This is a genomic window from Bradyrhizobium sp. USDA 4503 (genome assembly GCF_054055815.1).
The window spans coordinates 2,831,276-2,845,303 of record NZ_JBSRXS010000001.1 but is presented as its reverse complement, the minus strand read 5'-3'; the positions used below and the strand labels follow the sequence as shown (position 1 = coordinate 2,845,303).

Annotated in this window: 12 protein-coding genes and 1 riboswitch; of the genes, 5 read left to right on the top strand and 7 right to left on the bottom strand. The window is 64.1% G+C overall.

Annotated elements, in window-relative coordinates; all coding sequences use genetic code 11:
* The first annotated feature begins 27 nt into the window (after positions 1–27).
* Entirely contained in the window at positions 28–330 is a 303-nt protein-coding gene (locus ACVMIH_RS13950; RefSeq protein WP_076828393.1) for a hypothetical protein, read from the top strand.
* 97 nt (positions 331–427) lie between these two features.
* Positions 428–658: a hypothetical protein gene (locus ACVMIH_RS13945; RefSeq protein ID WP_016848527.1), complete on the top strand. Its 231-nt coding sequence runs from the start codon at positions 428–430 to the stop codon at positions 656–658.
* Between the two features lie 110 nt (positions 659–768).
* Here the strand turns inward: ACVMIH_RS13945 and ACVMIH_RS13940 are convergent, their stop codons facing one another.
* The 3 genes from ACVMIH_RS13940 to ACVMIH_RS13930 form a co-directional block, all read right to left on the bottom strand.
* The gene (locus tag ACVMIH_RS13940) at positions 769–972 is read right to left on the bottom strand and encodes a hypothetical protein (protein ID WP_028337111.1); all 204 of its coding nucleotides are present in this window, start codon (positions 970–972) and stop codon (positions 769–771) included.
* 1,028 nt (positions 973–2,000) lie between these two features.
* Complete coding sequence (locus ACVMIH_RS13935) at positions 2,001–2,240, bottom strand: hypothetical protein (RefSeq protein ID WP_028337110.1); 240 nt, start codon at positions 2,238–2,240, stop codon at positions 2,001–2,003.
* Positions 2,241–2,942: 702 nt separating this feature from the next.
* The gene (locus tag ACVMIH_RS13930) at positions 2,943–3,179 is read right to left on the bottom strand and encodes a hypothetical protein (RefSeq protein ID WP_063790118.1); all 237 of its coding nucleotides are present in this window, start codon (positions 3,177–3,179) and stop codon (positions 2,943–2,945) included.
* A 431-nt stretch (positions 3,180–3,610) separates the two neighbouring features.
* Between ACVMIH_RS13930 and recA the strand changes: the two genes are divergently transcribed.
* Positions 3,611–4,699: a recombinase RecA gene (gene recA / locus ACVMIH_RS13925; RefSeq protein ID WP_028337774.1), complete on the top strand. Its 1,089-nt coding sequence runs from the start codon at positions 3,611–3,613 to the stop codon at positions 4,697–4,699.
* 144 nt (positions 4,700–4,843) lie between these two features.
* Complete coding sequence (locus tag ACVMIH_RS13920; protein ID WP_456862215.1) at positions 4,844–5,830, top strand: hypothetical protein; 987 nt, start codon at positions 4,844–4,846, stop codon at positions 5,828–5,830.
* Positions 5,831–5,869: 39 nt separating this feature from the next.
* Here ACVMIH_RS13920 and ACVMIH_RS13915 read toward each other — a convergent pair whose 3' ends face one another.
* From ACVMIH_RS13915 to gcvT, 4 genes are all read right to left on the bottom strand, one after another.
* The gene (locus ACVMIH_RS13915) at positions 5,870–6,301 is read right to left on the bottom strand and encodes an acyl-CoA thioesterase (RefSeq protein ID WP_225164343.1); all 432 of its coding nucleotides are present in this window, start codon (positions 6,299–6,301) and stop codon (positions 5,870–5,872) included.
* 177 nt (positions 6,302–6,478) lie between these two features.
* Entirely contained in the window at positions 6,479–9,352 is a 2,874-nt protein-coding gene (gene gcvP, locus ACVMIH_RS13910; protein WP_456862213.1) for an aminomethyl-transferring glycine dehydrogenase, read from the bottom strand.
* Positions 9,353–9,375: 23 nt separating this feature from the next.
* Positions 9,376–9,741 (bottom strand): glycine cleavage system protein GcvH, encoded by a 366-nt coding sequence (gcvH, locus tag ACVMIH_RS13905; RefSeq protein WP_057018368.1) that lies wholly within the window; start codon positions 9,739–9,741, stop codon positions 9,376–9,378.
* Between the two features lie 19 nt (positions 9,742–9,760).
* A complete protein-coding gene (gene gcvT, locus ACVMIH_RS13900; RefSeq protein WP_168854950.1) occupies positions 9,761–10,906 on the bottom strand; it encodes a glycine cleavage system aminomethyltransferase GcvT in 1,146 nt (381 codons plus the stop codon).
* Between the two features lie 141 nt (positions 10,907–11,047).
* Positions 11,048–11,136: riboswitch (glycine riboswitch) on the bottom strand.
* A 202-nt stretch (positions 11,137–11,338) separates the two neighbouring features.
* Between gcvT and alaS the strand changes: the two genes are divergently transcribed.
* Complete coding sequence (gene alaS, locus ACVMIH_RS13895; RefSeq protein WP_456862211.1) at positions 11,339–14,026, top strand: alanine--tRNA ligase; 2,688 nt, start codon at positions 11,339–11,341, stop codon at positions 14,024–14,026.
* The last annotated feature ends 2 nt before the right edge of the window (positions 14,027–14,028 follow it).

Genomic DNA, 14,028 nt, shown 5'->3' with positions numbered 1-14,028 from the left:
GCCGACGAAAACGCAGGGAGTGTTCTTATGAGAGTTTTGAGCGCAGTTGCGGTTGCGGTGCTGTTGTCGGCGCCGGCCTATGCGCAGATGCCGAACGTCAACCTGATGCCTGAGGTCAAGACCAGGACCCAGGAGGAGAAGGAGCAGGACGCGGTCAGGGACAAGGCCTACAAGGACTCGCTCAGCAAGATTCCCGATGCCAAGGGATCGTCCGATCCCTGGGGCGTCGTGCGCAGCGATCCGCCGAAAGCGGCCGCCCATCCCGCCAAGCCGAAGACCAAGACCGGAAGCTCGGCGCAGCCGGGAAGCGCCGCGCCGCGCAGCCAGTAACGCCCATTCGGGGCGACGTCGTCCGTCTCCCGCAGACTCGGATTCTCCCGCCGCCGCCCCTATATTGGGGTGTCGTCAGTTGGTCCGGAGTTGCGGCATGGTGTCTCGTCCGCGCGATCTCGCCAGCCGGATGGCCGAGCGGCGAAAGCCGGACGACGGCTATCTGCGCGAGACCTTCAGCCTGCCACGCGATCAGGCCCGCGTGAGGGCGCGTGACTTTCTCAAGCGCTACCCGAAGGCGGCCTATATGAGCGCCGTCGAGAGCTGGCGCGAGCTTCCCGGCGGCGACATCGAGTTCACGATGCGGCGGCTGGCCAGCGCGGACTGAAGCGTTTTCGAGCGAAGCGGGCGCCGGTTCGTGTGTTCTAATTTTAATTAGAACCGAAGCTCTGCAGGCCAGCGCGTCAGGGCACCGGGGCGTGCACGATAGAATGTGCCTCAGTCCCCATTGCTGCCGCGGGTCCGTTCCCGCCCCAGATTGTTCAGCTCGCGATCGATCCGCAGTTGCACGCGGCGGATCGCCAGAAGATCGAGCTTTGCTTCGGTCTTGCCCGTGAAGACGCGATCGCCGATCTGGAAGCGCCATTTCCAGACGCCGGCCATCAGCTGAGTGACGCTGAACTCGATGCCCCTGTGGATCATCTGTATCGGTTCCGCGAAGGAAGGGCGGTCGTCGATATTTAAACCATTAGTTGTAGTAATGATCAGCACCCGTAAAAAGATCGTGTGAAAGGCCGCGCCCGTTCGGGCCGTCGTTGTGGATTCCGGAAAGGATTCGTCCGCCGGCAGCGTCGCCACGGAACGGTCGCCAGCCATGTTGCCTGTCCGCGCCGCGCAATTCGCGCTGCTTGGAGCAGGCCAATGTTACGAACGCTGGCGGAACCCGAGTCTTCCGTCGAACGCTACGGAGTTTTTCCAGGGCTCAGGAGGGATACGAAGGTAGTATGCAGATTGTGCCAGCCGTTATCGGACGCCGTCGCGCCTGTCAGGTTAACTTGTTGATTATCAGGGGAACTTCGGGCGCAAGGCGCGTCGCATGGCCGGAACTTTGTTCTTGGCCGGAGAACTACGGAATTTTAAACGGCCCCAACAGGGGGCCGCCAACCCGTCCCGGAGGCGGGTTTTCCTCCAGCAGTCGGGGGGCTACCTGTCTGGCTGGGGGCCCCCAAATAAGGGCACTGCCGGGTCAATTGTTCCAGTAAAGATTCCGCGAGAACAGATCGCGACCCGCAGGAAATTATGGGGCCAGAACATCTGAGGGCCTTCTCAGTAGTCCTACCGAGAACATCGGCTAACCCTTGGTTACGACGGGGTTAAACCCAAGCCGGCCACTCGAAAAATCAAAGCAGGCCATTGTGGATGGAAACAGGCCGGCACCGGTCTGTTGGTGCTGTCCTAGTTGGGACACTCGCTTGGGGAAATCAGGACACTCATTCACTTATGCAAATGCCCTTCCGCGCCATGGAGGTTCTAGCTTCAGGTGGGGGTGTCCAGAATCTTTCCCTACCCCACGGGCGCTCCTCGGCCTCAGCCTCCCTGTCGGGGTGCTGGGGCCGTCTGTTTATGTAGAATCCAGTTCGCTGGGGCCGCAACACTCGGAGCGGTCCCTGCCCAGTGGCGGCGCGGTGAGGCGGCCTCAGCGTTCGTTCCAACGCGCTGGGGCCGTTTCTTCAGGACACCTGATGCCGGCGCACTTCTCCGGCCGCCATGTTGAGAATTGGGATGTGATCGGCGGCCAGCTGTCGCTGAATGAGGCTAACAGCCCATCCCTCCGGGATTGCATCCAGCACTCGGTCAACGGCTTCTTCGCGCGAGGTCGCGGCGAGCCAGATTTGGACCTCGCCGTCATCGGTCGTCACTCGGACTAGATGAACCTCGGTCGCCTGTTGCATGAGCAATAAAAGCGGCATCGAGGGAATCGTTTCAAAAATCTTCGCTTAAGTTAAGCTTGGAACCGCAATTAGGGCGCTATCGCTGACATGCCTACTTTAATGCGGACACGAAGACCGTGGCGCAAGCTCTCTGTATGTTCAGGCTCAGTCACCACGACGGCGTCGAGTACGGCTTCATGGCGTTGGCGGCGATATCGTTCGTAGCGCTCATCGTAGGCATAGGCGCCCTGTTTATGTGATGAGCCTGTCATCTCATGGATGATCCAACCGCCTTGGCCTCAGCGTGTACCGCCTCGCTGGGGCCGTTCTTTGGGCCAAGAAAAATCCCGGCTCGCGCCGGGCTTCATAGTTCAAGCTGACCTGCGAGATAGCGCCGCTTCTCGACTGCCGCGATCTCGAGAGCCTTTCAGCACCTCATTCACGCGACCCGGATTCACGTCATATGTCGCAGCGATTCGACGGGAAGGGCCTGTAATGAAAGAGGCGGCCAAGTGAGGCGGCCTCTTTCTCACATGAATATTGCAATCGCAGCGATAGCAATGGGGTACAGCCCCAGCACCACAATGCTCGCTCTAAAAAGTAGGTCACTGGTCATGACGCAACCTCTGCGTGAGATTGGAATCTAACTCGGGATGACCACCAAAACAAAGTGCAGTTTGTGCCACGCTAGGAAATTAATCGTGCGCTAGATGAGAATAGGCCGTCAACTGAGGTGGCCCTCTACTCTCCCAGCTCTCTGCGGATTCGGTCGCGGTGCTGAACGTGCAAAACCTGGCATGAGTAGAAGTTATCCAGAAGCTTCTTCGCTTCCGCTAGATCGTGCCCGTGATTGGCAAGGTGCTCGATCAGTCCCTCTTGCTCGGCAATGTGTCGTTCGCCTTGGGCAATATGCCGCTCGGCTTGCTCCAGATGGCGAAGCTGCATCTCGCGGTGCGCTATTGTGGAATGGTTCGGCATGGCCGCGCTCCCTTCCTATGCAGGCGGGAGCGCTGTTGGTCTCTCAGCCACCGACGCCTACGGGCAAAGCCTTGGCCGGTGATTATGCTATCGTATCACGTTCCGTTGCCCCCGGTTCGTTCTCTCAAGATTAAATTCCCTGATCTCGGTCAAAGGCGGGACGGGGGTAGAACATCTGGTGGGGTGCCTCGGTAGTCCTACTGAGAACATCGGCCAAGCTACGGTTTCCGTTCGCTTAATCCGAACAAGGACACCCCAAAAATCAAACTAGGATACGGGGACTTAAATACGGACAGTACCGATCTGTTCGAAAGAACATATTGCGAACGCAGAACAAACGTGGTACGAGGTTCCAATCAGCAACGTATTCCACCCGATCTCGTCGCCCGTTTTCCCGCTAGCGAATCCCCGCCATAAGGAGCACATCCCAAATGTCCGCCACCGCACTGCGTATCGTCGAAGGATCCTCCATGGACAAGTCCAAGGCCCTCTCAGCCGCGCTCTCCCAGATCGAGCGCCAGTTCGGCAAGGGCTCGGTGATGAAGCTCGGCAAGAACGACCGTTCGATGGATGTCGAGACGGTGTCGTCGGGGTCGCTCGGGCTCGATATCGCGCTCGGCGTCGGCGGCCTGCCGAAGGGGCGCATCGTCGAAATCTACGGGCCGGAATCGTCGGGCAAGACCACGCTGGCGCTGCACACGGTGGCGGAAGGCCAGAAGAAGGGCGGCATCTGCGCCTTCATCGACGCTGAACACGCGCTCGATCCGGTCTATGCGCGCAAGCTCGGCGTCAACATCGACGAGCTCTTGATCTCGCAGCCGGACACCGGCGAGCAGGCACTCGAGATCGCCGACACGCTGGTGCGCTCCGGCGCGGTCGACGTGCTGGTGATCGATTCGGTCGCGGCTCTGGTGCCGAAGGCCGAGCTCGAGGGCGAGATGGGCGATGCGCTGCCGGGTCTGCAGGCCCGCCTGATGAGCCAGGCGCTGCGCAAGCTCACCGCCTCGATCAACAAGTCGAACACGATGGTGATCTTCATCAACCAGATCCGTATGAAGATCGGTGTGATGTACGGCTCGCCGGAGACCACCACCGGCGGCAACGCGCTGAAGTTTTATGCCTCGGTTCGTCTCGACATCCGCCGCATCGGCGCTATCAAGGAGCGCGACGAAGTCGTCGGCAACACCACCCGCGTCAAGGTGGTGAAGAACAAGCTGGCGCCGCCCTTCAAGCAGGTCGAGTTCGACATCATGTATGGCGAGGGCGTTTCCAAGATGGGCGAGATCCTCGACCTCGGCGTCAAGGCCGGCATCGTCGAGAAGTCCGGCGCCTGGTTCTCCTATGACAGCCAGCGGCTCGGCCAGGGTCGCGAGAATTCCAAGGCGTTCCTGAAGTCGAATCCCGACATCACCGCCAAGATCGAAGCCGCGATCCGGCAGAACTCCGGCCTGATCTCCGAGCAGATCCTCGCCGGCACGCCCGAACGCGACGCCGAGGGCGAGGAGCCGACGGAGGAGTAAGTCTCAATCATTTCGCTGCAAGCGGGCGCTGAGGACGTTGAGTTGCCGACGTCTTCGGCGCCCGTTTGGTTTTGTGTGTCTTTTGTAAAGCAGTTGATCCTCAGCTTGCGGTGCTGATGCCATCGCGCGTAGCCGGAGAGCATCGTGACAAGTCTGATCCTGGCGACAAGTGAACTCGCGAGCTATCGCCTGAGGCAGGCGGGAAGGGCGGACATCGTCGTCGGGTTGAGGCCGCGCTTCGTTTGGGGGAAAATGCCCTCGTCGGATGACCTCACGACCCTGCTGGAACCGCGTTCCGCAAAGCATGTCGATTTCGACACGCACTGGCTCGACTTCGCCAGTTCAAGATGGACCGGCTCGATCGGTCGGGACATTGGGCTTGTCGAGTTGTGCGAGCGTTGCGATAGCGTCGAGCTATGGGCTGATCCCCAGCCGAATGACCAGTTGGTGCTGGCCTGGTTGCTCGACGTGCTCCGCCCGCACCGCCACATCGTAGCGAAGCTCAAGCTGGTCCAGACCGATGTCGAGATCGGCAGGTACCGAGGCGAGAGCTTGGCGAAATGGCGATTGCCTGCACTTGCGGTGACCGATGATCGGCTGGAATTGGCCGGTCGCGCCTGGAATGCCTATCGCGCTCCGACGCCCGAGCCCTGTTTCGACCTTCTCATGCAGGATCTGTCGGCCATCCCGCAGCTCCGCGCGGCGCTGATTGCGTTGCTGGAGGAGCTACCCGGGCAAGACACCGGCCTCGGCGCGTCCGAACTGCGGATGCTGGATCTCGTCGCCGACGGCGAGACAAGCCCACAGGTCCTTTCAAACGAGCTGAACCGGGAACGCGGCGTGTTCGATTTTCAGGAAGCGGAGCTGATCCTGGACCGGCTCGCCTATTCTCCATCACCGGTCCTGACCGGATTCCCCGCGGAGATCGAAGCGCCCGACGATCTGAAGGCCCGAAACAACCGACTCCTGCACAGTCGGCTGTCGCTCACCGATTTCGGCCAGGAAGTGTCGGATCGCGAGCTCGACTTCAGCCAGTACAACACGATCCATCGCTGGTGGGGCGGCACCGAACTGACCAATGAGCGGCTGTGGCGCTGGGACGCCGAGAGCCGCACTCTCGTCGCTCCGTAAGGCTTGTTCGAGCGACGCCAGCACGCGACGTTCTGATCTCTACGCCAGCGCCTTTTCCCGGCTCGCGATCAGCGCCCGCAAATCCTCGGTCACCGCGACCGATTGATGCGTCTTCTGGTCGGTCGCGACCCAGATGATCTCGCCGGTGGCGCGCAGGTCATCGGAGCCTTTGGCGAAGATCGCGAGCGCAAGATTGATCGAGGAGCGGCCGATCTTGGCGACCCGGACGCAGACCTCGATGTCCTCGTCGAACCGGATCGGAGCCTTGTACTCGACGACCGATTTCACGGTGTGGAAGTCGATGCCGGTCCGCGCCACCTCGCCGAGATAGTCGTAGCCGAGCGCGCGGAAATATTCGGTGATGGCGGTGTCGAAATAGGTGAGGTAGTGGGCGTTGAACACCACGGCCTGCGCGTCGACTTCCGAATAGCGGACGCGGAACGGGAAATGGAACCAGAATTCCTCGCGCATGTTTCCTCCTGCCGCGGGCGGGCCAGTCCGTCATTCCGGGGCGCGACGAAGTCGCGAATCCGGAATCCGGAAGTCGTGGATCGAGATTCCGGGTTCTCGCTTCGCGAGCCCCGGAATGACACCGAGTGAATCACGCGTCAGAGACGCAGCACGACGTAGCTGCAACAATGGTGCGCTTTACTCAGCCGCCTGCGCGTAATCCTCGACCGGCGGGCACGAGCACACCAGGTTGCGGTCGCCGTAGACGTTGTCGACGCGGCCGACCGGGCTCCAGTATTTGTCGGACCGTGACACGCCGTCCGGGAAGCAGCCTTCGGCGCGGGTGTAGGCCCGGTTCCAGGCATCGTCGGCGATGTCGTGCACGGTGTGCGGCGCGTGGCGCAGCGGCGAGGCCTCGACCTTCCAGCGGCCCTTCTCGATCTCCGCGATCTCGCCCCGGATCGCGATCATGGCGTCGCAGAACCGGTCGATCTCGAACTTCGATTCCGATTCCGTCGGTTCGATCATCAGCGTGCCCGCCACCGGGAAGCTCATGGTCGGCGCGTGGAAGCCGTAGTCGATCAGGCGTTTCGCGATGTCGTCGACGGTGACGCCGCTGGTCGTCTTGAGCGGCCGCGGATCGACGATGCACTCATGCGCAACGCGGCCGCGCTCGTTGCGGTACAGCACCGGGAAGTGCGGCTGCAGCTGTGCGGCGATGTAGTTGGCATTGAGGATCGCGATCTCGGTCGCCCGCGTCAGGCCTTCGCCGCCCATCATCAGGATGTAGATGTAGGAGATGGTCAGGATCGACGCCGAGCCGAACGGCGCGGCCGACACCGGGCCGATCGCGTGCGCCGTCGTGCCGTCAGTTGTGGGATGGCCCGGCAGATAGGGCGCAAGATGCGCCTTCACGCCGATCGGGCCCATGCCCGGGCCGCCGCCGCCATGCGGAATGCAGAAGGTCTTGTGCAGGTTGAGATGGCTGACATCGGCGCCGTAATCGCCGGGCCGCGACAGTCCGACCTGCGCGTTCATGTTGGCGCCGTCGAGATAGACCTGGCCGCCATGGGCATGCACGATGTCGCAGATCTCGCGGATATGCTCCTCGAACACGCCGTGGGTCGACGGATAGGTGATCATGACCGCGGCAAGGTTGGCGGAGTGCTTCTCCGCCTTGGCGCGAAGATCATTGACGTCGACGTCGCCGCGCGCATCGCACGCGACGACCACGACCTCCATGCCGACCATCGCAGCCGAGGCCGGATTGGTGCCGTGCGCGGAGGAGGGGATCAGGCACACCTTGCGGTGCGGCTCGCCGCGCGCGAGGTGATAGCCGCGGATCGCCAGCAGCCCGGCATATTCGCCCTGCGCGCCGGAATTCGGCTGCAGCGAGACTGCGTCATAGCCGGTGATGTCGCACAGCCATTGCTCCAGCCGCTTGAACAGCGCGTGATAGCCCTTGGCCTGATCCGCCGGCGCGAACGGATGCAGATTGCCGAACGCCGGCCAGGTCAGCGGGATCATTTCGGTGGTGGCGTTGAGCTTCATCGTGCAGGAGCCGAGCGGGATCATCGCGCGGTCGAGCGCGAGGTCACGATCGCTGAGCTTGCGCATGTAGCGCAGCAGCTCGGTCTCGGAACGATGCGTATTGAACACCGGATGGCTGAGGAAGGCGCTGGTGCGCCGCAGCTCCTTCGGCAGCGCCTCGTGCGCGCCGGCCTCGATCTCGGCATAGCTGAGCTTGCCGCCGAACACGCGCCACACCGCCTCGACCGTCTCCGGCGTCGAGGTCTCGTCGAGCGCGATGCCGAGCGTGGTCGCGCCGACGCGAAGGTTGATCTGTTCCGCCTGCGCGCGGGTGACGAGCTCGATCTGCTTGCTACCTGCCTCGACGGTCACGGTATCGAAGAACGCTTCGCTGGTCGGCGCAAAGCCGAGCTTGCGCAGGCCGGCCGCAAGCACGGTGGCGCGACGATGCACGCTGCGTGCGATATGGGTCAGGCCCTCGGGACCGTGATAGACCGCATACATCGAGGCGATCACGGCGAGCAGCACCTGCGCGGTGCAGATGTTCGAGGTCGCCTTCTCGCGGCGGATATGCTGCTCGCGGGTCTGCAGCGCGAGGCGATAGGCGGGCTGGCCACGCGAATCCACCGAGAGGCCGACGATGCGGCCGGGCAGCGAGCGCTTCAGCGTGTCGCGCACCGCCATATAGGCGGCGTGTGGTCCGCCATACCCCATCGGCACGCCGAACCGCTGCGCCGAACCGATCGCGATGTCGGCGCCGAGCTCGCCGGGCGAGGCGAGCAGCGTCAGCGACAGCAGGTCCGCCGCGACGATCGCAAGCGCGCCCTTGGCGCGCAGCGACGCGATGGCAGGCTTGAGGTCGCGTACTGCGCCCGACGTTCCCGGATATTGCAGCAGCGCGCCGAGCACATCGGCGTTGTCGAGCTCGGTCAGGGGATCGCCGACCACCAGCGCCCAGCCCAGCGGCGCGGCGCGCGTGCGCATCACCGCCAGCGTCTGCGGATGCACCTCCTTGTCGACGAAGAACACCTTTGCCTTGACCTGCGAGTGGCGCTCGGCGAGCGCCATCGCTTCCGCCGCGGCGGTCGCCTCGTCGAGCAGCGAGGCGTTGGCGACGTCGAGCCCGGTGAGATCGCAGATCATGGTCTGGAAATTGAACAGGGCCTCGAGCCGGCCCTGGCTGATCTCCGGCTGGTACGGCGTATAGGCGGTGTACCAGGCCGGGTTCTCCAGAATGTTGCGCTGGATCACCGCGGGCAGGATGGTGCCCGAATAGCCCTGGCCGATCAGCGAGGTGAACACCTGGTTCTGCGCGGCGAGCTCGCTCATATGCGCGAGCGCCTCGGTCTCGCTCAGCGCCCGGCCGAGATCGAGCGGCGCCTTCTGCCGGATCGACGCCGGCAGCGTCTCGTTCATCAGCGCCTGCAGGCTCGCGGCGCCGACCGTCTCCAGCATCGCGTTGACGTCGCGCGGCGACGGTCCGATGTGGCGGCGGACGAAATCGGTGGCGGCTTCGTTGATCGGCTTGAAGGGCGCGTTCATGACGTGATCCTCGGGGTGATCCTTTAGGCGGTGTGCGCGGCGTAGGCGGCCTCGTCCATCAGGCCGCCGAGCTCGCCCTTGTCGGCAATCTTCAGCTTGAAGAACCAGGCCTTGCCGCCGGCGTCGGAATTGACCAGCGCGGGCTCGGCGGCGAGCGCGTCGTTGACCTCGACCACCTCGCCGGAGATCGGCGCGTAAACGTCGGAGGCGGCCTTGACGGATTCGACGACAGCGGCGGCCTCGGCCTTCTTCAGGCTGCGGCCGACCTTGGGCAGTTCGACGAACACGACGTCGCCGAGCTGCGACTGCGCATAGTCGGTGATCCCGATCGTGGCGACGTCGCCCTCGATGCGGAGCCATTCGTGGTCGGACGTGTACAGCGTCGTCATGGGGTCGATCCTTTGGCGTTCAGCGTTTGTAGGTATTGGGGACGAAGGGCGTAGCGGCGACTTTCAGCGGCAGCCGCTGGCCGCGCACTTCGGCGAAAACGGTGGTGCCGACGGCGGAAAGGGCCGTGGGCAGGTAGCCCATCGCAACCGGCGCATTGAGGCTCGGGCCGAAGCCGCCCGAGGTCACCTTGCCGATCTGCTCGGTCGAGCCGGCATCGGCGAACAGCGCGGCGCCTTCGCGCACCGGTGCGCGGCCGTCAGGCTTCAGGCCGACGCGTCGGCGCGCAGCGCCATCTGCGAATTGCGCGAGAATTTTGTCGGCGCCGGGGAAGCCGCCGGCGCGGGCGCCGCCGCTGCGGCGAACCTTCTGCACCGACCATTCCAGCGCGCCTTCGACCGGTGTCGTCGTGGTGTCGATGTCATGGCCATAGAGGCACAGCCCGGCTTCGAGCCGCAGGCTGTCGCGCGCGCCGAGCCCGATCGGCAACACGTCGGGATTGTCGAGCAGCGCGGTGACCAGGGCTTCCACCTTGTCCGCGGGCACGGAAATCTCAAAGCCGTCCTCGCCGGTATAGCCGGAGCGCGAGACGAAGCAGTCGACGTCGCCGACGCGGCGCGGACCGGCATCCATGAATTTCATCGAACCGACATCTGCACAAAGTTTCGCCAGCGCCGATTCCGCTTTCGGGCCCTGCAGCGCGATCAGCGCGCGGTCGGCCAGCGAGACGATCTCGCAGGCGTCGGAGAGATTCGCACGCAGATGCGCCTCGTCCTCGGCCTTGCAGGCGGCGTTGACCACCAGGAACAGGTGATCGCCGAAATTCGCCACCATCAGGTCGTCGAGCAGGCCACCGTCATTGTTGGTGAATTGCGCGTAGCGCTGCCGTCCCGGCGCGATACCGACGATGTCCTGCGGCACCAGTTTTTCCAGCGCGAGCGCGGCATCCGCGACCTTGCCGGATTTGGCCTTCAGCACGAGCTGGCCCATGTGCGACACATCGAACAGACCGGCTTCCTTGCGGGTGTGCAGATGCTCCTTCAGCACGCCGGCCGCGTATTGCACCGGCATGTCATAGCCGGCGAACGGCACCATCTTGGCGCCGCGCGCCAGATGCAGCGCGTGCAGCGGGGTCTGTTTCAGCGGGGAAGTTTCGCGCGCAAGCATCACAGGGCCCTCGCGGTTCCCGCCGGGGACCTATTTCCCCTTGAGAAACCTGCAGAAAGCCCCATCTGTCGCTGTGCCTGAGAGTATTATCCCGTCGGCGGACGCATCGGGGCGAACCCCAGCGTCTCTTTCCAGATGTCAGACGTCACGCGGTCCTTTTGCCTGAGAGTTTCCGGGGCGGTTGCTCCTTCGGCGCCGGCGATAAGGCCGGTCTCTCCCGACGTGACTAGGTATAGGTAGGTAGAAAACACGGCGCCACCAAGACTGTCAACGCAGCTGCAGCAACTATCCAATGGGCTTTGTGCTGCCGCGGCAAGCCCATGATCCGCCTGCACAGTTTCTGGACACCGCAGCTGGCAATGTCTAAAAGCGTTCGGCCGGAAAATGACGCCTTTTTGCGGCTGGCCGGCCCCTTTTTCCGATTGGATGAACATGAGCAGCGTCAACGACATCAGGTCGACATTTCTGAACTTCTTCAAGGAGAACGGGCACGAGATCGTGGCCTCGTCGCCGCTGGTTCCGCGCAACGACCCGACCTTGATGTTCACCAATGCCGGCATGGTGCAGTTCAAGAACGTCTTCACCGGCGTCGAGAAGCGCGGCTACCAGCGCGCCACGACGTCGCAGAAGTGCGTGCGCGCCGGCGGCAAGCATAACGACCTCGACAATGTCGGCTACACCGCGCGCCATCTCACCTTCTTCGAGATGCTCGGCAACTTTTCGTTCGGCGATTACTTCAAGGAGCGCGCGATCGAGCTCGCCTGGAATCTGATCACCAAGGATTTCGGGCTGAAGAAGGACAAGTTGCTGGTCACCGTCTACCACACCGACGACGAGGCGGCCGGCTACTGGAAGAAGATCGCGGGCTTCTCGGACGACCGCATCATCCGCATCCCGACCTCGGACAATTTCTGGGCGATGGGCGACACCGGCCCGTGCGGACCGTGCTCCGAAATCTTCATCGACCGCGGCGAGCACATCTGGGGCGGCCCTCCGGGCAGCCCGGATGAGGATGGCGATCGCTTCCTCGAATTCTGGAACCTGGTGTTCATGCAGTACGAGCAGGTGACGAAGGAGGAGCGCGTAGCGCTGCCGCGTCCCTCGATCGACACCGGCATGGGGCTCGAGCGCATGGCCTGCATCCTGCAGGGCGTCGAGAGCGTGTTCGAGACCGATCTGTTCCGCAATCTGATCGATGCCGCCGCGTCTACCCTCGGGCACGGTCCGAACGAGCAGAACGTTGGGTCGTATCGGGTGATCGCGGACCATCTGCGCTCGTCCGCGTTCCTGATCACCGACGGCGTGCTGCCGTCGAACGAGGGCCGCGGCTACGTGCTGCGCCGGATCATGCGCCGCGCGATGCGCCATGCACAGCTCTTGGGCGCGAGCGAGCCGCTAATGCATCGCCTGGTCTGGGCGCTGGTCCGCGAGATGGGCCAGGCCTATCCGGATCTGGTCCGTGCGGAGAAGCTGATCGAGGAGACGCTGCGGCTGGAGGAGACGCGCTTCCGCAAGACGCTGGCGCGCGGCCTGTCGATCCTCGACGAGAAGAGTGCCGGCCTCAAGAAGGGCGACATGTTCGACGGCGACACCGCGTTCACGCTGTACGACACCTACGGCTTCCCGCTCGATCTGACGCAGGACGCGCTGAAGTCGCGCGGCATCAGCGTCGACCAGGCGTCCTTCACCGACGCGATGGAGCGGCAGCGCGTGAAGGCGCGTGCCTCCTGGGCAGGTTCGGGCGAGGCGGCGAGCGAGGCGATCTGGTTCCCGCTGCGCGAGAAGCTCGGCGCGACCGAATTCCTCGGCTACGAAACCGAGAGCGCGGAAGGCGCGGTGACGGCGCTGATCAAGGACGGCGCCGAGGTCGAGAGCCTGAAGGCCGGCGAGAGCGGCGCGATCGTGCTGAACCAGACCCCGTTCTACGGCGAGTCCGGCGGCCAGGTCGGCGACACCGGCGTGCTGACCGGGGAGGGCGTCAAGTTCCGCGTCACCGACACGCAGAAGAAGGCCGGCGATCTGTTCGTGCATCTCGGCACGGTGGAGCAGGGCACGCTCGGCGTCGGCACCACATTGCAGCTCGAGGTCGATCACACCAGGCGCTCGTCGATCCGCGCCAACCATTCGGCGACGCATCTGCTGCACGAGGCGCTGCGCCAGGTGCTCGGCGATCACATCGCGCAGCGCGGCTCGCTGGTCACGCCGGACCGGCTGCGCTTCGACTTCGTGCATCCGAAGCAGATCACGCCGGAAGAGCTCGCCCGGATCGAGGACATCGCCAACGATGTCGTGCTGGAGAATGACGAGGTCACGACCCGGGTCATGGGCGTCGACGATGCCCGCGAGGCCGGCGCCCGCGCGCTGTTCGGCGAGAAATACGGCGACGAGGTTCGCGTCGTGTCGATGGGCAAGGGCGCCCGCGATCACGGCCAGAACGCGCTTGGCTGGTCGGTCGAGCTCTGCGGCGGCACCCATGTCCGCCGCACCGGCGACATCGGCCTGATCTCGGTGACCAGCGAGGGCGCGGTGGCGTCCGGCGTGCGCCGCATCGAGGCGCTGACCGGGCATCATGCGCGCAAGCACGCCAACGACACCATCGTGCTGGCCAAGACCGCGGCGCTGGAGTTGCGCACCACGATCGACGACGTGCCGGCGCGCATCACAGCTCTGATGGAAGAGCGCAAGAAGCTCGAGCGCGATCTGTCTGACGCCCGCAAGAAGCTCGCGATGGGCGGCGGCGGTGCGTCGAACGGCGCCGCCTCGGCCGTTCGCGAGGTCGGCAATGTCAAGCTGCTGGCGCGCGCGGTCGAGGGCGTCGAGACCAAGGATCTCAAGAGTCTCGTCGACGACGGCAAGAAGCAGATCGGCTCGGGCGTGGTCGCGATCGTCGGCGTCACCGAGGACGGCAAGGCCGGCATCGTGGTCGGCGTCACTGCCGATCTGACCGCGCGGTTCAACGCGGTCGAGCTCGTGCGCAAGGGCTCCGAGGTGCTCGGCGGCAAGGGCGGCGGCGGCCGGCCCGACATGGCGCAGGCCGGCGGGCCCGACGGCGCCAAGGCCGACGCCGCGCTGTCGGCGATCGAACAGGCCATGACCCAACAGGCATCGGCCGGCGCCTGACG

Excerpts from the sequence above, each read along its gene's own strand:
- alaS (WP_456862211.1), top strand. The coding sequence starts at position 11,339 with ATGAGCAGCGTCAACGACATCAGGTCGACATTTCTGAACTTCTTCAAG.
- gcvT (WP_168854950.1), bottom strand. The coding sequence starts at position 10,906 with ATGCTTGCGCGCGAAACTTCCCCGCTGAAACAGACCCCGCTGCACGCG.
- recA (WP_028337774.1), top strand. The coding sequence starts at position 3,611 with ATGTCCGCCACCGCACTGCGTATCGTCGAAGGATCCTCCATGGACAAG.
- gcvH (WP_057018368.1), bottom strand. The coding sequence starts at position 9,741 with ATGACGACGCTGTACACGTCCGACCACGAATGGCTCCGCATCGAGGGC.
- ACVMIH_RS13950 (WP_076828393.1), top strand. The coding sequence starts at position 28 with ATGAGAGTTTTGAGCGCAGTTGCGGTTGCGGTGCTGTTGTCGGCGCCG.
- gcvP (WP_456862213.1), bottom strand. The coding sequence starts at position 9,352 with ATGAACGCGCCCTTCAAGCCGATCAACGAAGCCGCCACCGATTTCGTC.
- ACVMIH_RS13940 (WP_028337111.1), bottom strand. The coding sequence starts at position 972 with ATGATCCACAGGGGCATCGAGTTCAGCGTCACTCAGCTGATGGCCGGC.
- ACVMIH_RS13935 (WP_028337110.1), bottom strand. The coding sequence starts at position 2,240 with ATGCCGCTTTTATTGCTCATGCAACAGGCGACCGAGGTTCATCTAGTC.
- ACVMIH_RS13945 (WP_016848527.1), top strand. The coding sequence starts at position 428 with ATGGTGTCTCGTCCGCGCGATCTCGCCAGCCGGATGGCCGAGCGGCGA.
- ACVMIH_RS13915 (WP_225164343.1), bottom strand. The coding sequence starts at position 6,301 with ATGCGCGAGGAATTCTGGTTCCATTTCCCGTTCCGCGTCCGCTATTCG.
- ACVMIH_RS13930 (WP_063790118.1), bottom strand. The coding sequence starts at position 3,179 with ATGCCGAACCATTCCACAATAGCGCACCGCGAGATGCAGCTTCGCCAT.